The sequence below is a fragment of the Streptomyces araujoniae genome (assembly GCF_050871195.1).
GTDB lineage: Bacteria > Actinomycetota > Actinomycetes > Streptomycetales > Streptomycetaceae > Streptomyces > Streptomyces bacillaris.
In genome coordinates, this window is record NZ_CP194070.1 from 5,788,093 (window position 1) to 5,806,298 (window position 18,206).

The window sequence follows — 18,206 nt, forward strand, 5'->3', positions numbered from 1 at the left end:
CGCCCCCGTTGTGTAGCGGCCTAGCACGCTGCCCTCTCACGGCAGTAGCGCCGGTTCGAATCCGGTCGGGGGTACAACAGAGCGGTACGGGAAGGCCCTTCACTTCGGTGGAGGGTCTTCTTGCTTCTCCGGGCCGGAGTGCGCCGGGCCGATTCGCCTCCGCCGTACGGGCGTTGGCCGCGGGAGGGGGCGGCGACGGGGAGAAAAAGGGGCCGCCACGGCGCTGGGGCGGCCTTCCGACGAGGAGCAGGGGAGCGGACGGGGGTGCGGGGGGCGGTGTCAGCCCGAGCGGCGCAGGGCTTCGCTCAGCCGGGCCGCCGAGTCGATGACCGCCTGGGCGTGCATCCGGCCCGGGTGACGGGTCAGCCGCTCGATGGGTCCGGAGACCGAGACGGCGGCGACCACCCGGTTCGACGGGCCGCGCACCGGCGCCGAGACCGAGGCGACGCCCGGCTCCCGCTCACCGATCGACTGGGCCCAGCCCCGCCGCCGTACGCCGGAGAGCGCCGTCGCGGTGAACCGGGCGCCCTGGAGGCCCCGGTGCAGCCGCTCCGGCTCCTCCCAGGCCATCAGGATCTGGGCCGAGGAGCCCGCCTTCATGGTGAGCGTGGAGCCGACCGGCACCGTGTCCCGGAGTCCGGACAGCCGCTCCGCCGCTGCCACGCAGATGCGCATGTCGCCCTGCCGGCGGTAGAGCTGGGCGCTCTCGCCGGTGATGTCGCGCAGGTGGGTGAGTACCGGTCCGGCCGTGGCCAGCAGGCGGTCCTCGCCCGCCGCGGCTGCCAGTTCCGACAGCCGGGGGCCGAGAATGAACCGGCCCTGCATGTCCCTCGCCACCATCCGGTGGTGTTCCAGTGCCACGGCCAGACGGTGGGCCGTGGGCCGTGCGAGCCCGGTCGCCGCGACCAGCCCGGCGAGGGTGGCCGGACCGGACTCCAGGGCGCTCAATACCAGAGCTGCCTTGTCGAGAACGCCGACGCCGCTAGAGTTGTCCATACGACGATACTCCCGTCTCACTCTGTGAAACGCAAGTTCAATTTTCTCCGGAAGTTGCGAACCTGTACGGGCGGCCCCACAACGGCCCGTGGCCACCGCCCCGCAGGGGATCCGGACGGCGGCGTACCGAATCTCTAGTTGGGCCGGCGAAGACGCCGGCCGGAGGGAAAGCGATGGGTAGGACACTCGCGGAGAAGGTCTGGGACGACCATGTCGTCCGGCGCGCGGAGGGCGAGCCCGACCTCCTCTTCATCGATCTGCACCTGCTGCACGAGGTGACCAGCCCGCAGGCCTTCGACGGTCTGCGCCAGGCCGGACGCCCGGTGCGGCGCCTCGACCTCACCATCGCCACCGAGGACCACAACACTCCGACGCTCGACATCGACAAGCCGATCGCGGACCCGGTCTCCCGCGCCCAGCTGGAGACCCTGCGCAAGAACTGCGCGGAGTTCGGCGTACGGCTGCACCCGCTGGGCGACGTCGAGCAGGGCGTCGTGCACGTGGTCGGTCCCCAGCTGGGCCTGACCCAGCCCGGCACCACCGTGGTCTGCGGCGACTCCCACACCTCCACGCACGGGGCGTTCGGCGCGCTGGCGTTCGGCATCGGCACCAGCCAGGTGGAGCACGTCCTGGCCACCCAGACGCTGCCGCTGGCCCGCCCGAAGACCATGGCCATCACCGTCGAGGGCGAGCTGCCCGAGGACGTCACCGCCAAGGACCTGATCCTCGCGATCATCGCCCGGATCGGCACCGGCGGCGGCCAGGGCTACATCCTCGAATACCGCGGCTCCGCCATCGAGAAGCTCTCGATGGAGGCCCGGATGACCATCTGCAACATGTCGATCGAGGCCGGTGCCCGCGCGGGCATGATCGCCCCGGACGAGACCACCTTCGCCTATCTGGAGGGCCGCGACGCCGCCCCCAGGGGCGCGGAGTGGGACGCCGCCGTGGCGTACTGGAAGACCCTGCGCACGGACGACGATGCGGTGTTCGACGCCGAGGTCGTCATCGACGCCGCCGCGCTGGCCCCGTTCGTCACCTGGGGCACCAACCCGGGCCAGGGCGCCCCGCTCTCCGCGAACGTCCCCGACCCGGCTTCGTACGAGGACGCGTCGGAGCGCAACGCCGCGGAAAAGGCCCTGGAGTACATGGGGTTGACCGCCGGCCAGCCGCTGCGCGACATCAGCGTCGACACCGTCTTCGTAGGTTCGTGCACCAACGGCCGCATCGAGGACCTGCGCAACGCCGCCTCGATCCTGGACGGCCGCAAAGTGGCCGACGGCGTACGGATGCTGGTCGTCCCCGGCTCGGTCCGGGTCGCGCTGCAGGCCGTCTCCGAGGGGCTGGACAAGGTCTTCACCGCCGCCGGCGCCGAATGGCGGCACGCGGGTTGCTCGATGTGCCTCGGTATGAACCCCGACCAGCTGGCCCCCGGCGAGCGCTCCGCCTCCACCTCGAACCGCAACTTCGAGGGCAGGCAGGGCAAGGGCGGCCGCACCCACCTGGTCTCGCCCCAGGTCGCCGCCGCCACCGCCGTACTGGGCCATCTGGCCTCGCCCGCCGACCTGTCCGACACCCGTACCCCCGCCGGAGTCGCATAGCCATGGAAGCCTTCACCACCCACACCGGCCGGGCCGTCCCGCTGCGCCGCAGCAACGTCGACACCGACCAGATCATCCCCGCCCACTGGCTCAAGAAGGTCACCCGCGACGGGTTCGAGGACGGCCTCTTCGAAGCCTGGCGCAAGGACGCCGACTTCGTCCTCAACCGCCCCGAGCGGCAGGGCGCCACGGTCCTGGTGGCCGGTCCCGACTTCGGTACGGGCTCCTCCCGCGAGCACGCCGTCTGGGCCCTGCAGAACTACGGCTTCAAGGCCGTCATCTCCTCCCGCTTCGCCGACATCTTCCGGGGCAACTCGCTGAAGAACGGCCTGCTGACCGTCGTTCTGGACCAGAAGGTCGTCGACGCCCTGTGGGAGCTGAGCGAGGCCGACCCGAGCGCCGAGATCACCGTCGACCTGGAGGCCCGCCAGGTCCGCGCCGAGGGCGTCACGGCCGACTTCGAGCTGGACGAGAACGCCCGCTGGCGGCTGCTGAACGGTCTCGACGACATCAGCCTCACCCTTCAGAACGAAGCGGACATCGCCGCTTACGAGGCCGCCAGGCCGGCCCACAAGCCGCGTACAATTGACGCCTGAGCAGCGCTTTTCCACGACTGCGCCCCCTGCCTCCCGGCAGGGGGCGCAGTCGCTTGTTGAGCCCCCCTCGGGCGACAACTCGCCCCAGATGGCACAATCGGTGCATGGAACGCGACAGCCAACTCAAGCTCTATGGCCAAGTCGCCGACCAACTGAAGGAAGCGCACGCGAAGGTGCGTGCACTGCAAGTCCCGGAGGGCGTACGGATGGCGCTCTCCCGGAAGCTGCTGGTCGTCACGGCCGCGGCGAAGCACGATCTCCCGGACGCGGCAAGGCGTCTGGACCGGTTGATGAAGGACCTCGATGAGGGCCGATTCCCCGAAGGTGACTGACACGTGGAACTGCGCATCGGTCGACTTCGTTGCGGCACTAGGGTGATTAGCCCGTTTCGTGTTTGATTTGCGGTATATATCTGCCTAACGTGCGAAAAAGCCTGAACACTTTCGTTCCGGCAATGTCTCCGAAGGGGAAGACGTGAACAAGGCGCAGCTCGTAGAAGCGATTGCCGACAAGGTCGGCGGCCGCCAGCAGGCCGCAGACGCCGTCGACGCGGTACTCGACGCGATCGTCCGTGCCGTGGTCGCCGGGGACCGTGTCTCGGTCACCGGCTTCGGCTCGTTCGAGAAGGTCGACCGCCCCGCCCGGTACGCCCGCAACCCGCAGACGGGTGAGCGCGTCCGGGTCAAGAAGACCTCGGTGCCCCGCTTCCGCGCGGGCCAGGGGTTCAAGGACCTGGTGAGCGGCTCCAAGAAGCTCCCCAAGAACGACGTGGCCGTGAAGAAGGCGCCCAAGGGCAGCCTGTCGGGCGGATCCTCCGCCGCCCGTACGACGGTCAAGGCCGCCGCCGCCAAGAAGTCGGCCGCCAAGAAGGCCACGGCGAAGAAGACCACCGCCAAGAAGACGGCTCCGGCGAAGACCGCGGCGAAGAAGACGACCGCCAAGAAGGCGACCGCCACCGCGAAGAAGGCCACGCCGGCCGCGAAGAAGGCGGCCACGGCGAAGAAGGCCACCGCCACGGCCAAGAAGACCGCGCCCGCCAAGAAGGCCACGGCGAAGAAGGCGCCCGCGAAGAAGACCACCGCGCGCACCACCACGGCCAAGAAGGCCACCGCACGCAAGAAGTGAGACCGGGCGACCGCTCGCTTCGAGGAAACGCGCCGGGCCGGGCTCCCCTCCGGGGGAGCCCGGCCCGCGGGCTGTCCGGGCCCGTTCGGCCCACCGGAGACGCGCGGGAGCGGCCGGACGCGCCTGAGAACGACCGGACGTGCGTGAGAACGACCGGACGTGCGTGGGGAACGACCGGACGTGCGTGGGGAACGGCCGGTACGCGTACGGAGAACGACCGGGCGTGCGTGACGGAGGGGCCGGGCGTGCGTGGCGGACGGAGAGGAACGACCGGACGGACGTGCGTCAGAACGTCTGCAGCGTCACCAGCGTGATCCGCAGGCCGGAGCCCCGCGCCTCGCCCTCGATCCGCACCCGCTGCCCCGGCCGGAGCAGCAGCAGGCCGCCCGCGTCGAAGGCCGCGGCGTCGAATTCCACCGGGGTGCCGTCGTCCAGCAGCACACTGCCGGTGCGGGTCTCGGGGTCGTACGTGTACGAGGTCGCCTGCATGGGCCGCAGCCTAGCGGTCCACCGGTCCGGCGAAGAGCGGCAGCGCGAGGCCGAGCCGCCGGGTGTACGCCCCCACGCCGAGGCCCAGGGCCACCCGCAGGTCCTCGCCCGTATCCACGTCCCGGCGCACCGAGTCGACGCCCGGCAGCGCAATTTCCACGGCGCCCGAAGCCAGGTGCCGGGCGGCGGAGGGGCCGCCGAAAGCCGGACGCAATTCCGTGGGCCCGGCACAGGACAGAAATGTCGTCCCGATTCCCGCCGCGTCCCGGAGAAATGCGCGAGGAAAAGCGGAGGCAAAATCGAGCACCCGCGCCAATTCGGCGGGGCGCAGCGCCGGCAGATCCGCGTTGAGCGCGGCGACCGGGAGGGCGGGGGCGAGGGCCCGCACCGAGCGCGCCCCGTGGGCCAGCGCCGGGTTGAGCCCGGCCGCCGGGGAGTCCGGCACGATCCGCGCGCCGAGCGCCGAAAGGGCCGCCCCGGCCGCCGTGTCGTCCGTGACGACCACCACATCCCGCACCCGGGCGCAGGAGAGCGCCGCGGCCACTGTGTCCTGCGCGAAGGCGAGGGCCAGCCGCGGCCGGAGGGACTCGCCCGCCGCCCGGCCCAGGCGGCTCTTGGCCCGCGCGAGCGGCTTCAGCGGAACGACCAGGGACCACGGCCCGGCCGGATCGGTGTTCGTGGCGATCTCCCCCTCCGTACCCATGAGGACTTATTCTCGCCTGCCGGTACGACAACCCGGAGGCCCCCTCCCGAAGGTGAGGCGTACGGTGTTCTCGACAGAGGAGGGGCCTGGGGCGAGACTTGACCGTCGGTAGCCGGCAACAGGTCGCCGTTCCCGTGAGGTCCTTAGAGGAAGGTGTCCGAGTGTCCCGCCGCAGAATCGGCTTCTGGTACCGCCTGGCGGCGGTTATCGCCAAGCCGCCACTGGTGGTTCTGTTCAAGCGCGACTGGCGGGGGATGGAACACATTCCGGCCGACGGCGGATTCATCAGCGCCGTCAACCACAACTCCTACCTGGACCCGCTCTCCTACGGCCACTTCCAGTACAACGCCGGACGCGTGCCCCGGTTCCTGGCGAAGGCGGGCCTCTTCCGCACCCCCTTCGTCGGGATGATGCTGCGCGGCACCGGCCAGATCCCCGTCTACCGCGAGACGACCAACGCGCTGGACGCCTTCCGGGCCGCCGTCGACGCCATCGGGCGCGGCGAGTGCGTCGCCTTCTACCCCGAGGGCACGCTCACCCGCGACCCGCAGATGTGGCCGATGGCCGGGAAGACCGGCGCCGCCCGCGTCGCGCTGATGACCAGGGCCCCGGTCATCCCCGTCGCCCAGTGGGGTGCCAACCACGTGATGCCGCCGTACGCCAAGGAGAACAAGCTCCGGCTGTTCCCCCGCAAGACGCTCACCGTGCAGGCGGGTCCGCCCGTGGACCTCAGCCGCTTCTACGATGTCGAGCCGACGCCCGAGGTGCTGCGCCAGGCGACCGAGGTCATCATGGCCGCGATCACCCGCCAGCTGGAGGACGTCCGCGGGGAGAAGGCCCCCGCCGAGCTCTACGATCACCGCAAGGCCCGGGCCGAACAACGGCGCAGGGCGCAGGGAAAGGGATCCACGTGACGCACCCCGTCAAAGCGGCCGTCTTCGGAACCGGCTCATGGGGTACGGCGTTCGCCGTGATCCTCGCCGACGCGGGCTGCGACGTCACCCTCTGGGGGCGCCGCGCCGAGGTCGCCGAGGCCGTCAACACCACGCACACCAACCCGGACTACCTGCCGGGCATCGAGCTGCCCGCCTCGATCCGGGCCACCACCGACCCCGCCGAGGCGCTGCGCGGCGCCGAGTTCGCCTTCCTCGTCGTGCCCTCCCAGACCCTGCGCGCCAACCTCGCCGACTGGGCCCCGCACCTGGAGCCCGACACCGTCCTGGTCTCCCTGATGAAGGGCGTCGAGCTGGGCACCGCCAAGCTGATGAGCGAGGTGATCGCGGACGTCGCCAAGGTCTCCGCCGACCGCGTCGCCGTCGTCTCGGGCCCCAACCTCGCCAAGGAGATCGCCGAGCGCCGCCCCGCCGCGGCCGTCGTCGCCTGCGCCGACGAGTCCGTCGCCCAGCGCCTCCAGGCCGCCTGCCACACCCCGTACTTCCGGCCCTACACCAACACCGACGTGGTCGGCTGCGAGCTGGGCGGCGCCGTGAAGAACGTCATCGGCCTCGCCGTCGGCATCGCGGACGGCATGGGCCTCGGGGACAACACCAAGGGCTCCCTCATCACCCGGGGCCTGGCCGAGACCACCCGGCTGGGCGTGGCCATGGGCGCCGACCCGCTGACCTTCTCCGGACTCGCGGGCCTGGGCGACCTGGTGGCCACCTGCTCCTCGCCGCTCTCGCGCAACCACACCTTCGGCACCAACCTCGGCCGGGGCATGACGCTCCAGGAGACGATCGCCGTCACCAGGCAGACCGCCGAGGGCGTCAAGTCCTGCGAGTCGGTCCTCGACCTGGCCCGACGCCACGGCGTCGACATGCCCATCACCGAGACCGTCGTCTCGATCGTCCACGAGGGCAAGTCCCCGGTCGTCGCGGTGAAGGAGCTGATGTCGCGGAGCGCCAAGGCCGAGCGACGCTGACTCCTCCTCTACCAGCAGGTACGCTCGTCGCGATATGAGCAGCGAGAACCTCCCCCAGAGCCCCGAGCGCCCCGAGAGCCCCGAGCGGCAGCGCCGTAAGCCGCGTGTGGCTGTCGTGTTCGGCGGCCGCAGCTCCGAACACGGCATCTCGGTCGTCACGGCCGGTGCCGTCATGAAGGCCATCGACCGGACGAAGTACGACGTCCTGCCGATCGGCATCACGACGGACGGCCGCTGGGCGCTCACCGCTGATGAGCCCGAACGCATGGCCATCACCGACCGCAAGGTCCCCGACGTGGCCCAGCTGGCGGAGTCCACCGAGGGCAGCGTCGTCCTCTCGGTCGACCCGGGCAGCCGCGAGGTCGTCTACAGCGAACCCGGCTCGGTGCCCAAGGCGCTCGGTGAGGTCGACGTCGTCTTCCCCGTCCTGCACGGTCCGTACGGGGAGGACGGCACGCTCCAGGGGCTGCTGGAACTCTCCGGTGTGCCCTACGTCGGCGCGGGCGTCCTCGCCTCGGCCGTCGGCCAGGACAAGGAGTACATGAAGCGCGTCTTCCTCTCCTTCGGGCTGCCGGTCGGACCGTACGAGGTGGTCCGCCCGCGCGAGTGGGACCGCGACCCCTCCGCCGTACGCAAGCGGATCGTGGACTTCGCCGGGGAGCACGGCTGGCCGCTGTTCATCAAGCCCGCCCGGGGCGGCTCCTCCATGGGCATCACCAAGGTCGACGGCCTCGAAGGGCTCGACGCGGCGATCGAGGAGGCCCGCCGCCACGACCCCAAGTTCCTCGTGGAGTCGCTGCTGCGCGGCCGTGAGATCGAGTGCGGGGTGCTGGAGTTCGAGGACGGGCCGCGCGCCAGCGTGCCCGCCGAGATCCCGCCGGTCACCGCGCACGACTTCTACGACTTCGAGGCCAAGTACATCGACTCGGCCACGGGCCTGGTGCCCGCCCCGCTCACCGAGGAGCAGACCGCCGAGGTCCAGCGGCTCGCCGTCGCCGCCTTCGACGCCACCTCCTGCGAGGGGCTGGTGCGCGCCGACTTCTTCCTCACCGAGGACGGCACCTTCGTCATCAACGAGATCAACACCCTGCCGGGGTTCACCCCGATCTCCATGTACCCGCGCATGTGGCAGGAGAGCGGCGTCAGCTACCCGGAGCTGGTCGACCGGCTGATCCAGGCCGCGTTGACCCGCTCCACCGGACTGCGCTGAGAGACCCGGAAGGCCGGGACGGCGGTGGCCGTCCCGGCCTTCCGGCGTGGGGCGGGGCTTCCCCGCGGGGCAGGGGGTGCCACGGACGTGGACAGGGGGGAGCCGCGGGGCAGTACGATCGCCCCGTCGGCGAGCGGAGGATCACGGTGCCGGGGCGGGGAACCACGGGCGAGGGCCGCGCGTCCCGCGCGGCACCGGACGGGGGTCAGAGGTGGACGACCGGACAGGTCAGGGTGCGCGTGATGCCGTCCACCTGCTGCACCTTGGCGACCACCATGCGGCCGAGCGCGTCGACCGTGTCGGACTGGGCGCGCACGATCACGTCGTACGGACCGGTGACGTCCTCTGCCTGGATGACTCCCGGAATCTTGGAGATGGTCTCGGCGACGATCGACGCCTTGCCCACCTCGGTCTGGATGAGGATGTACGCCTGTACCACGGAACCTCCAGGGCGGCCACGAGGATCATGTGGGGGAAAGGGACGCCACGTTATCGCGTCGCGGAGGGTGACGGGGAGACCTACGGGACGTATGACGTCCACAGCGTGGCGTGCGGCGTGCGGAAGTTGACGTATCCCTTGACGGTGCCGGCAGCTCTCCTGACGGTACCGACAGCAGTGACGGCTCGCGACCGGGGGCCCGGACGGGTGTCCGGGGCGATAGATGAGAGGTGAGACTCGGTGAAGGGAACCGTGGGCGAGTTGGGGGAGTTCGGCCTCATCAGAGAGCTGACGTCCCGGCTCACCACCACTCCGGCGGTACGGCTGGGGCCCGGCGACGACGCCGCGGTCGTGGCCGCCCCCGACCGCAGGGTCGTGGCCAGTACGGACATCCTGCTGGAAGGGCGGCACTTCCGCCGCGACTGGTCGACGGCGTACGACGTCGGCCGCAAGGCGGCGGCCCAGAACCTCGCCGACATCGCCGCCATGGGCGCCGTGCCCACCGCGCTGCTCCTCGGCCTCGTGGTCCCCGCCGACCTCCCGGTCACCTGGGCCGCCGAGCTGATGGACGGGCTGCGGGACGAGTGCCAGGTGGCGGGGGCGGCCGTCGTCGGCGGCGATGTGGTCGGCGGTGACACCATCACCGTCTCCATCACGGCCCTCGGTGACCTGCGCAACCACGAGCCGGTCACCCGCGCCGGCGCACGCCCCGGCGATGTCGTCGCCGTCACCGGCTGGCTCGGCTGGTCCGCCGCCGGGTACGCCGTGCTCTCCCGGGGCTTCCGCTCGCCCCGCGCCTTCGTCGAGGCCCACCGCCGCCCCGAACCGCCGTACCACGCGGGCCCCGCCGCCGCCGGGCTGGGCGCCACCGCGATGACCGACGTCAGCGACGGGCTCGTCGCGGACCTCGGGCACATCGCAGTGGCCAGCAAGGTCCGCATCGACCTGCGCTCCGGCCTCATCGACATCCCCTCGCAGATGTCCGACATCGGCCAGGCCGTCGGCGTCGACCCGCTCCAGTGGGTGCTGACCGGGGGAGAGGACCACGCGATCGTGGCCACCTTCCCGCCCGACGCCAAGCTCCCCGCCCGCTGGAAGGTGATCGGAGAGGTCCTCAACCCCTCCGCGCTGCCCCAGGTCACCGTCGACGGAGCGCCCTGGACCAGCAAGGGCGGCTGGGACCACTTCGGCGCGATCGAGGACACCTACTGACCGGGTCGCGCGAGGGCTCCCGTTAGATTGCTGCGCATGCCCATACGTACCGCTGTACCGCCCCGCGTGCTCACCGTCGCCGGTTCCGACTCCGGCGGCGGTGCGGGAATCCAGGCCGACCTGAAGACCATGCTGGCCCACGGCGTGCACGGCATGAGCGTGCTCACCGCCGTCACCGCACAGAACTCCCTGGGTGTCCAGGGCGCGTGGGAGCTTCCGGTGGAGGCCGTACGCGCCCAGTACCGCAGCGTCGTCGACGACATCGGCGTCCAGGCGGTGAAGACCGGGATGCTCGCGTCGGCCGCCCTCGTGGAGACCGTCGCGGAACTCCTCGCCGCCACCGACGCCCCCGTCGTCGTCGACCCGGTCGGGGTCTCCAAGCACGGGGACGCGCTGCTGGCCGCCGAGGCGCTCGACTCCGTACGGACGAAGCTGCTGCCCGTCGCCACCGTCGCCACCCCGAACCTCGACGAGGTGGCGCAGCTCACCGGGGTCACGGTCACCGACGAGAGCGGGATGCGCCGGGCCGCCGAGGAGATCCTCGCCTTCGGGCCCCGCTGGGCGCTGATCAAGGGCGGCCATCTGACCGGCGACGCGGTGGACCTGCTCACCGACGGGAGCGCGGAACACTGGCTGCGCGCCCCCCGCTACGACAACCGGCACACCCACGGCACCGGCTGCACCCTCGCCTCCGCCGTCGCCTCCGGGCTCGCGCTCGGCCAGGACGTCCCCACGGCGGTGGAGAGCGCGAAGGCGTACGTCACCGGCGCGATCCGGGCCGGATTCCCGCTCGGCGGCGGCATCGGCCCGGTCGACCACGGCTGGCGCACCCGCCCCGCCGAGTGACCACCGCCCGATGAGCACAGCAAAAAGCCGGTCCACCGAGGTGGACCGGCTTTTCGGGCAACCGGAAGGCTGCGCTACGACGGAAACGTCAGCGCGCGACCTTGCCGGCCTTGATGCACGAGGTGCAGACGTTGAGCCGCTTCGGCGTTCGACCGACCACGGCACGCACGCGCTGGATGTTGGGGTTCCAGCGACGGGACGTACGGCGGTGCGAGTGCGAAATGCTGTTGCCGAAGCCCGGCCCCTTGCCGCAGACGTCGCAGTTGGCAGCCACGGGTCACTCCAAAGACTTCAGATGCACTTACAGTGAATTCCGGCGCGCCGGAATCATTGAATGAAGTGGCGGTACCGGAGGAATGGCCCGACTCTCATCGGGCAACCGAAGCAGCATACAACGCCTGCTTCGGAGATACGAAACTACCACGGGTGGGACCCTCCCCCTCCCGCCCCCTGTCCCTGCCGGGGCTCGGGAAGGCGGGCTAACCTGCGGTGCAGCCCGTTGCCACGGCCGCTTCAAGGAGGACCATCGGTGCCGCAGCTCCCCGACGACCTGGACGCCGTCGCGGTGCGCACCTGGTGCTCACTGGCCCTGGAGGCCCTGGGCCGGGAGCGTACGGAGATCGACGCGATCAACGTCTATCCCATCGCCGACGGGGACACCGGGACCAACCTCTACCTGACCGTCGAATCCGCCGCCGCGGCCGTCGAAGCGGTCTTCGCCGCCCATGAGACCGGCACCACCACCCCCGCCACCGCCGACGCCGTACACGCCATGGCGCACGGCGCCCTGATCGGCGCGCGCGGGAACTCCGGCACGATCCTGGCCCAGCTGCTGCGCGGGATGGCCGGGGTGCTGGCCGAGGGCAGCGACGCGGACCACCTCGCCCTCGCCCTGACCCGCGCCGCCGACGCCGCCCGGCAGGCCGTCGCCCACCCCGTGGAGGGCACGGTGCTCACCGTCGCCACGGCCGCCGCCGAAGCCGCGCGCGGGGACGCCGGAGACCTGCACGCCGTGGTGCGCGCCGCGTACGAGGGGGCGCGCGCCGCGCTGGAGCGGACCCCGGAGCAGCTCGCCGTGCTCGGCCGCGCCGGGGTCGTGGACGCCGGGGGGCGGGGGCTGGTGACGGTCCTGGGAGCGCTGCTGGAGGCGGTCACCGGACAGGCGCCGGTACGGGAGCCGCGCACCGGACCCGGGAAGGCGGCCGCGCCCGTGGACGGCGGGTCCGTCGTGGGGCTGCCGGTGGGCGGGGTGCCGGTTCCGGCGGGGGCGGCCGACGGCCCGCTCGACTGCCCCGAGGAGGCCGGGGGCGGCGGGCCCGCCTTCGAGGTGATCTACCTCCTGGAGGCCCGCGACGAGCAGGTGGACCGGCTGCGCGCCCGCCTCGACGCGCTCGGCGACTCCCTGGTCGTGGTGGGCGGCGACGGGCTCTGGCACGTGCACGTCCACGTCGACGACGCGGGGGCCGCCGTGGAGGCGGGCGTCGAGGCCGGGCGGCCGTACCGGATCCGCATCACCCACTTCGCCACCGAGAGCGGCCACGACGTGCGCGTCCAGGCCGAACCCGCCCGGCGCGCGGTCGTCGTGGTGGTCCCCGGCGACGGACTGGCCGGGCTCTGCGCCGAGGCGGGCGCCACCACCGTGATCGCCCGCCCGGGCGAACCCCCCGCCAGCGGCGAACTGGTCGACGCCATCCGCCGCGCCCACGCCCGCGAGGTGGTGCTGCTGCCCAACGACGCGGCCCTGCGCCACACCGCGGCCGCCGCCGCCGAACAGGCCAGGACCGAGGGGGTCCGGGTCGCCCTCGTCCCCACCCGCGCCGCCGTCCAGGGCATCGCCGCCCTCGCCGTGCACGAACCGGACCGGGGCTTCGACGAGGACGTGGTCGCCATGACCGCCGCCGCCGGGGCCACCCGCTACGCCGAACTGGCCGTGGCCGAGCACCGGTCCTGGACCATGGCGGGCATCTGCCAGGCCGGGGACGTCCTCGGCCTGATCGACGGGGACGTGGCCGTGATCGGCGCCGACGTCCGGACCACCGCCCGCACGGTGCTGGACCGGATGCTGGCGGCCGGCGGCGAACTGGTCACCCTGGTCCTGGGCGAGGACGTCCCGGACACGCTCGCGGACGCGCTGGAGGAGTACGTACGCGAGGGCCATCTCGCCGTGGACACCGTCGTCTACCGGGGCGGCCACCAGCGCGCGCCCCTGCTGATCGGCGTCGAGTGACCCCGGCCGGGTGTGCGTGCCCGGCGGACGGTTGTCAGTGGCGTGGTGTGCAATGGACCGCGTGTCCTCGTTCGATGAACCTCTCAAGAAGCTGCTCGGCGGAGCCACCGCGAAGGTGATGGCCGAACACCTCGGCCTGCACACGGTCGGGGACCTGCTGCACCACTACCCGCGGCGGTACGAGGAGCGCGGCAGGCTGACCGCGCTGGCCGACCTCCCGCTGGACGAGCACGTCACGGTCGTCGCCCAGGTCGCCGACGCCCGGATCCTGATGTTCAACAACGGCCGGGGCAAGCGCCTGGAGGTCACCCTCACCGACGGCAGCGGCCGCCTCCAGCTGGTCTTCTTCGGCCACGGCGTCCACAAGCCGCACAAGGAGCTGCTCCCGGGCCGCCAGGCGATGTTCGCGGGCAAGGTCTCCGTCTTCAACCGGAAGATGCAGCTCGCCCACCCCACGTACCAACTGCTCGACGTCTCCGACGCCGACGAGGCGACCGAGGCCGTGGACGCCTTCGCCGGACGGCTGCTGCCGATCTACCCCGCCTGCAAGCAGCTCGACTCCTGGCGGATCGCCAAGGCCGTGGACGCCGTGCTGCCCAGCGCGCAGGACGCGGTGGACCCGCTGCCCGCCGCCCTGCGCGAGGGGCGCGGCTTCACCCCGCTGCCCGAGGCCCTGCTCAAGGTCCACCGCCCGCAGACCAAGGCGGACATCGAGGACGCCAGGGCCCGGCTCAAGTGGGACGAGGCATTCGTCCTCCAGGTCGCCCTGGCCCGCCGCCGGTACGCCGACACCCAGCTCCCCGCCGTCGCCCGCCGCCCCGTCGAGGGCGGGCTGCTGGACGCCTTCGACGCCAAGCTCCCGTTCACCCTCACCGAGGGCCAGCAGAAGGTCAGCGGGGAGATCTTCGACGACCTGGCCACCGAGCATCCGATGCACCGCCTCCTCCAGGGCGAGGTCGGTTCGGGCAAGACCATGGTGGCCCTGCGCGCCATGCTCACCGTCGTCGACGCGGGCGGCCAGGCCGCGATGCTCGCCCCCACCGAGGTCCTGGCCCAGCAGCACCACCGCTCGATCACCGAGATGATGGGCGAGCTGGCCGAGGGCGGCATGTTGGGCGGCTCCGACCACGGCACCAAGGTCGTCCTGCTCACCGGCTCCATGGGCATGGCGGCCCGTCGGCAGGCGCTGCTGGACCTGGTCACCGGCGAGGCCGGGATCGTCATCGGCACCCACGCCCTCATCGAGGACAAGGTCCAGTTCCACGACCTGGGCCTGGTCGTCGTCGACGAGCAGCACCGCTTCGGAGTGGAGCAGCGCGACGCCCTCCGCTCCAAGGGCAAGCAGCCGCCCCACCTGCTCGTCATGACCGCCACCCCCATTCCGCGCACGGTCGCCATGACGGTCTTCGGAGACCTGGAGACCTCCGTCCTGGACCAGCTCCCGGCCGGCCGCTCCCCGATCGCCAGCCATGTCGTCCCCGCCCAGGACAAGCCGCACTTCCTCGCCCGCGCCTGGGAGCGCGTCCGGGAGGAGGTGGAGAACGGCCACCAGGCGTACGTGGTCTGCCCCCGCATCGGGGACGAGGCCGAGGAGGACGGGAAGGGCGCGAAGAAGGCCGGGGCCAAGAAGGCGGCCGCCGACGAGGACCCCGAGAAGCGGCCCCCGCTCGCCGTCCTGGAGGTCGCGGACGGGCTGCGCAAGGGCGCGCTGGCCGGGCTGAGCGTCGAAGTGCTCCACGGCCGGATGCACCCCGACGAGAAGGACGACGTGATGCGCCGGTTCGCCGCCGGTGACGTCGACGTCCTGGTCGCCACCACCGTCATCGAGGTCGGGGTCAACGTCCCCAACGCCACCGCCATGGTGATCATGGACGCCGACCGGTTCGGCGTCTCCCAGCTCCACCAGCTCCGCGGCCGTGTCGGCCGCGGCTCCGCCCCCGGGCTCTGCCTGCTGGTCAGCGAGGCCCACGAGGCGAGCCCCGCCCGGGCCCGCCTCTCCGCCGTCGCCGCCACCCTCGACGGCTTCGAACTCTCCCGGATCGACCTGGAGCAGCGCCGCGAGGGCGATGTGCTCGGCCAGGCCCAGTCCGGGGTGCGCTCCTCGCTCCGGATGCTTACCGTCATCGACGACGAGGAGGTGATCGCCGCCGCCCGCGAGGAGGCCGTGGCGATCGTCGCCGCCGACCCGGAGCTGGAACACCTGCCGGAGCTGCGCACGGTGCTGGCCGCCCTGCTGGACAAGGAGCGCGAGGAGTATCTCGACAAGGGGTGAGCGCCCGGCGCGATCCGGGCGGGCCGGTCCGTGAGCCACGGGGCCGCCCTGCCGGTCCGGCCCGCACGCCATATCGTGGACGCACAGCGGCACGCGGCCACCCGTGCCCGCAGGCCCGCAGAGATCCCGACCCCGAGGACCCGACACCCATGACCCGCGTGATCGCCGGAACGGCCGGCGGACGCCGCCTCGCCGTACCGCCCGGCACCGGCACCCGCCCCACCTCCGACCGTGCGCGGGAGGGCCTCTTCTCCACCTGGGAAGCGCTGCTCGGCACCCTCGACGGCATCCGCGTCGCCGATCTGTACGCCGGATCGGGCGCCGTCGGCCTCGAAGCGCTCTCCCGGGGCGCGGTCCACGCCCTGCTCGTCGAGGCGGACCAGAAGGCGGTGCGCACCGTCCGGGAGAACGTCCGCACCCTCGGCCTGCCCGGCGCCGAGGTCCGTACGGGCAGAGCCGAACAGATCGTGACAGGACCGGCGCCCGCCCACCCGTACGACGTCGTCTTCCTGGACCCGCCGTACGCCGTCACCGACGACGATCTTCGCGAGATCCTGCTCACACTCCGTGCCCAGGGGTGGCTCACGGGCGATGCGCTCGTCACCGTGGAACGCAGCACCCGGGGCGGAGAATTCGGCTGGCCCGCCGGATTCGAGCCACTGCGGGCCCGTCGCTACGGCGAGGGAACGCTTTGGTACGGTCGCGCCGCCGCTACGTGCGAAGACGCACGATGACCGGACCGGAGAGCGAGGGAATCACAGTGCGCCGCGCCGTCTGTCCGGGGTCTTTCGACCCCATCACCAACGGACATCTCGACATCATCGGACGAGCCTCCAAGCTGTACGACGTGGTGCACGTGGCGGTGATGATCAACCAGTCCAAGAAGGGGCTGTTCACCGTCGACGAGCGGATCGAGCTGATCCGCGAGGTGACCGCCGACTTCGGCAACGTGGAGGTGGAGTCCTTCCACGGCCTGCTGGTCGACTTCTGCAAGCAGCGGGAGATCCCGGCGATCGTGAAGGGCCTGCGGGCCGTCAGCGACTTCGACTACGAACTCCAGATGGCCCAGATGAACAACGGCCTCTCGGGCGTCGAGACCCTCTTCGTGCCCACCAACCCGACGTACAGCTTCCTGTCGTCCTCGCTGGTCAAGGAGGTCGCGACCTGGGGCGGCGACGTCTCCCACCTGCTGCCCCCCACGGTCCACGAGGCGCTCACGAAGCGGCTGGGCGAGCGCTGAGCGGCTGACGGTCCGTCACCAGGTGTCGGGTGGCCGCCGACTGGCCTTACAGTCGTCCCGTCCGTCTCCAACAGAGCAGCAGCTCCGAAGAGCAGCAGAGAGTGGCGAGCACACGGTGGACGTGCAGAAGAAGCTCGACGAGATCGTCGAAACGGTCGGGAACGCCCGCGCCATGCCCATGTCGGCCTCCTGCGTGGTCAACCGCGCCGAGCTGCTCGCCATGCTCGAAGAGGTACGCGAGGCCCTGCCCGGCTCGCTCGCCCAGGCCCAGGAGCTGATCGGCGGCCAGGAGCAGTTCGCGGAGCAGGCCCGCCAGGAGGCGGAGCGGATCATCCGGTCCGCGCACGCCGAGCGCGCCTCCCTGATCGCGGAGACCGAGATCGCCCGCCAGTCGCAGAGCGAGGCCGACCGGATCCTCACCGAGGCCCGCCGCGAGGCCGAGGAGGTCCGGGCCGAGGCCGACGACTACGTCGACAGCAAGCTCGCCAACTTCGAGGTCGTCCTCACCAAGACCATCGGCTCCGTCGACCGCGGCCGCGAGAAGCTGCTCGGCCGGGGCCAGGGCCTGGACGACCAGGGCTACCAGGACCCCGACTTCGCGGAGGCCCCCGAGCGCAGCACCGACCCGGAGACGCTGCGGCAGCGGGCCGACGCCTATGTGGACGCCAAGTTCGGCGCCTTCGAGGCCGTCCTCGCCAAGACCCTGGAGGCGGTCGGCCGCGGCCGGCAGAAGCTGCACGGCCGGGTGGCCTCCGACGACCTCGGCGCGCACATCGCCGCCCAGGACGCGGCGGGCGCCCAGGGCCACACCAGCGACGCCGACTATCTGGCCGGCCTGGCGGAGCTCGCCACCCCGGAACCCCAGCAGACCCCCCAGCAGCCGCTCTACCAGGAGCAGCCCCCGCGGCAGCCGCAGGCCGAGCCGGGATACGGACAGGGGGAGTACGCCCGGCCCGAGTACGCGCAGGCGTCGTACGGCTACCCGGAGCAGCAGACCCAGGACCCGTACGGCTACCAGCAGGTGCCGGACCCGTACGCGACCTACCAGCAGCCCGCCCCCGGCTACGACCCGAACGCCACCGCGTACCCGCCCCAGCCGCAGTCCCAGCCCGGCTACGGCTGGCAGCAGCAGCCCCAGGTGCCCGCCCAGCAGGGGCCGGGTGCGCTGGACGAGACCAGCCTCTTCGACACCAGCATGATCGACCTGGAGCAGCTGCGCCGGTACGAAGAGGGCCGCTGACCGACCCCGGGCCCGGTCCCGGCCGGGGCCGCCCTGGGCCGATTGGGTGCTGAGCGGTCCGTCCAGTATCCTGAATCCTCGGTCGCGCA

General features: G+C 71.9%; 19 protein-coding genes and 1 tRNA gene. 15 read left to right on the top strand and 5 right to left on the bottom strand.

Going from position 1 to position 18,206, the window contains the following annotated elements; translation table 11 throughout:
- Window position 1: 1 nt before the first annotated feature.
- Window positions 2-74 (top strand) — tRNA-Glu (locus ACQ9ZG_RS25070).
- Window positions 75-279: 205 nt separating this feature from the next.
- Here the strand turns inward: ACQ9ZG_RS25070 and ndgR are convergent.
- The gene (ndgR, locus tag ACQ9ZG_RS25075) at window positions 280-996 is read right to left on the bottom strand and encodes an IclR family transcriptional regulator NdgR (RefSeq protein ID WP_026237628.1); all 717 of its coding nucleotides are present in this window, start codon (window positions 994-996) and stop codon (window positions 280-282) included.
- 173 nt (window positions 997-1,169) lie between these two features.
- On the opposite strand from ndgR, the gene leuC reads away from it, so the two are divergent.
- From leuC to ACQ9ZG_RS25095, 4 genes are all read left to right on the top strand, one after another.
- Window positions 1,170-2,597: a 3-isopropylmalate dehydratase large subunit gene (leuC, locus tag ACQ9ZG_RS25080; RefSeq protein WP_109914737.1), complete on the top strand. Its 1,428-nt coding sequence runs from the start codon at window positions 1,170-1,172 to the stop codon at window positions 2,595-2,597.
- A gap of 2 nt (window positions 2,598-2,599) precedes the next feature.
- On the top strand, window positions 2,600-3,193 hold the full coding sequence (gene leuD, locus ACQ9ZG_RS25085; RefSeq protein WP_018488677.1) for a 3-isopropylmalate dehydratase small subunit: 594 nt from the start codon (window positions 2,600-2,602) through the stop codon (window positions 3,191-3,193).
- A gap of 104 nt (window positions 3,194-3,297) precedes the next feature.
- A complete protein-coding gene (locus ACQ9ZG_RS25090; protein ID WP_026237629.1) occupies window positions 3,298-3,525 on the top strand; it encodes an SCO5555 family protein in 228 nt (75 codons plus the stop codon).
- Window positions 3,526-3,667: 142 nt separating this feature from the next.
- Entirely contained in the window at window positions 3,668-4,318 is a 651-nt protein-coding gene (locus tag ACQ9ZG_RS25095) for an HU family DNA-binding protein (protein ID WP_018488679.1), read from the top strand.
- Between the two features lie 285 nt (window positions 4,319-4,603).
- Here ACQ9ZG_RS25095 and ACQ9ZG_RS25100 read toward each other — a convergent pair whose 3' ends face one another.
- Both ACQ9ZG_RS25100 and cofC read right to left on the bottom strand, forming a co-directional pair.
- A complete protein-coding gene (locus tag ACQ9ZG_RS25100; RefSeq protein ID WP_109914736.1) occupies window positions 4,604-4,807 on the bottom strand; it encodes a hypothetical protein in 204 nt (67 codons plus the stop codon).
- 10 nt (window positions 4,808-4,817) lie between these two features.
- Complete coding sequence (gene cofC, locus ACQ9ZG_RS25105; protein ID WP_032756496.1) at window positions 4,818-5,510, bottom strand: 2-phospho-L-lactate guanylyltransferase; 693 nt, start codon at window positions 5,508-5,510, stop codon at window positions 4,818-4,820.
- Between the two features lie 161 nt (window positions 5,511-5,671).
- On the opposite strand from cofC, the gene ACQ9ZG_RS25110 reads away from it, so the two are divergent.
- From ACQ9ZG_RS25110 to ACQ9ZG_RS25120, 3 genes are read left to right on the top strand one after another with little or no spacing between them, the layout of a single operon-like run.
- Window positions 5,672-6,424 (top strand): lysophospholipid acyltransferase family protein, encoded by a 753-nt coding sequence (locus ACQ9ZG_RS25110; RefSeq protein ID WP_018488682.1) that lies wholly within the window; start codon window positions 5,672-5,674, stop codon window positions 6,422-6,424.
- A complete protein-coding gene (locus ACQ9ZG_RS25115; protein ID WP_084991919.1) occupies window positions 6,421-7,431 on the top strand; it encodes an NAD(P)H-dependent glycerol-3-phosphate dehydrogenase in 1,011 nt (336 codons plus the stop codon). The genes ACQ9ZG_RS25110 and ACQ9ZG_RS25115 overlap by 4 nt, the downstream gene beginning before the upstream one ends.
- A gap of 34 nt (window positions 7,432-7,465) precedes the next feature.
- A complete protein-coding gene (locus ACQ9ZG_RS25120; protein ID WP_028419486.1) occupies window positions 7,466-8,641 on the top strand; it encodes a D-alanine--D-alanine ligase family protein in 1,176 nt (391 codons plus the stop codon).
- A gap of 205 nt (window positions 8,642-8,846) precedes the next feature.
- Here the strand turns inward: ACQ9ZG_RS25120 and ACQ9ZG_RS25125 are convergent, their stop codons facing one another.
- Window positions 8,847-9,080: an Lrp/AsnC ligand binding domain-containing protein gene (locus tag ACQ9ZG_RS25125; RefSeq protein WP_018488685.1), complete on the bottom strand. Its 234-nt coding sequence runs from the start codon at window positions 9,078-9,080 to the stop codon at window positions 8,847-8,849.
- A 240-nt stretch (window positions 9,081-9,320) separates the two neighbouring features.
- On the opposite strand from ACQ9ZG_RS25125, the gene ACQ9ZG_RS25130 reads away from it, so the two are divergent.
- Window positions 9,321-10,292, top strand: coding sequence for a thiamine-phosphate kinase (locus ACQ9ZG_RS25130; RefSeq protein WP_018488686.1), 972 nt, complete (start codon window positions 9,321-9,323; stop codon window positions 10,290-10,292).
- Window positions 10,293-10,328: 36 nt separating this feature from the next.
- Window positions 10,329-11,138 carry a bifunctional hydroxymethylpyrimidine kinase/phosphomethylpyrimidine kinase gene (gene thiD / locus ACQ9ZG_RS25135; RefSeq protein ID WP_026237630.1) on the top strand — a complete coding sequence of 270 codons (810 nt, stop codon included), beginning with the start codon at window positions 10,329-10,331 and terminating at the stop codon, window positions 11,136-11,138.
- Window positions 11,139-11,226: 88 nt separating this feature from the next.
- Here the strand turns inward: thiD and rpmB are convergent, their stop codons facing one another.
- Window positions 11,227-11,412: a 50S ribosomal protein L28 gene (gene rpmB, locus ACQ9ZG_RS25140; RefSeq protein WP_019762972.1), complete on the bottom strand. Its 186-nt coding sequence runs from the start codon at window positions 11,410-11,412 to the stop codon at window positions 11,227-11,229.
- Between the two features lie 255 nt (window positions 11,413-11,667).
- On the opposite strand from rpmB, the gene ACQ9ZG_RS25145 reads away from it, so the two are divergent.
- The 5 genes from ACQ9ZG_RS25145 to ACQ9ZG_RS25165 all read left to right on the top strand — a co-directional run bounded on the left by ACQ9ZG_RS25145 (window position 11,668) and on the right by ACQ9ZG_RS25165 (window position 18,117).
- Entirely contained in the window at window positions 11,668-13,365 is a 1,698-nt protein-coding gene (locus ACQ9ZG_RS25145) for a DAK2 domain-containing protein (RefSeq protein WP_499281249.1), read from the top strand.
- Between the two features lie 52 nt (window positions 13,366-13,417).
- Window positions 13,418-15,637, top strand: a complete 2,220-nt coding sequence (gene recG, locus ACQ9ZG_RS25150; protein WP_181398394.1) for an ATP-dependent DNA helicase RecG — start codon at window positions 13,418-13,420, stop codon at window positions 15,635-15,637.
- Between the two features lie 149 nt (window positions 15,638-15,786).
- Entirely contained in the window at window positions 15,787-16,371 is a 585-nt protein-coding gene (gene rsmD / locus ACQ9ZG_RS25155) for a 16S rRNA (guanine(966)-N(2))-methyltransferase RsmD (RefSeq protein ID WP_028419483.1), read from the top strand.
- Window positions 16,372-16,397: 26 nt separating this feature from the next.
- A complete protein-coding gene (coaD, locus tag ACQ9ZG_RS25160; RefSeq protein ID WP_018488691.1) occupies window positions 16,398-16,877 on the top strand; it encodes a pantetheine-phosphate adenylyltransferase in 480 nt (159 codons plus the stop codon).
- Between the two features lie 115 nt (window positions 16,878-16,992).
- Window positions 16,993-18,117 (top strand): F0F1 ATP synthase subunit B, encoded by a 1,125-nt coding sequence (locus ACQ9ZG_RS25165; protein WP_109917299.1) that lies wholly within the window; start codon window positions 16,993-16,995, stop codon window positions 18,115-18,117.
- Window positions 18,118-18,206 lie beyond the last annotated feature (89 nt).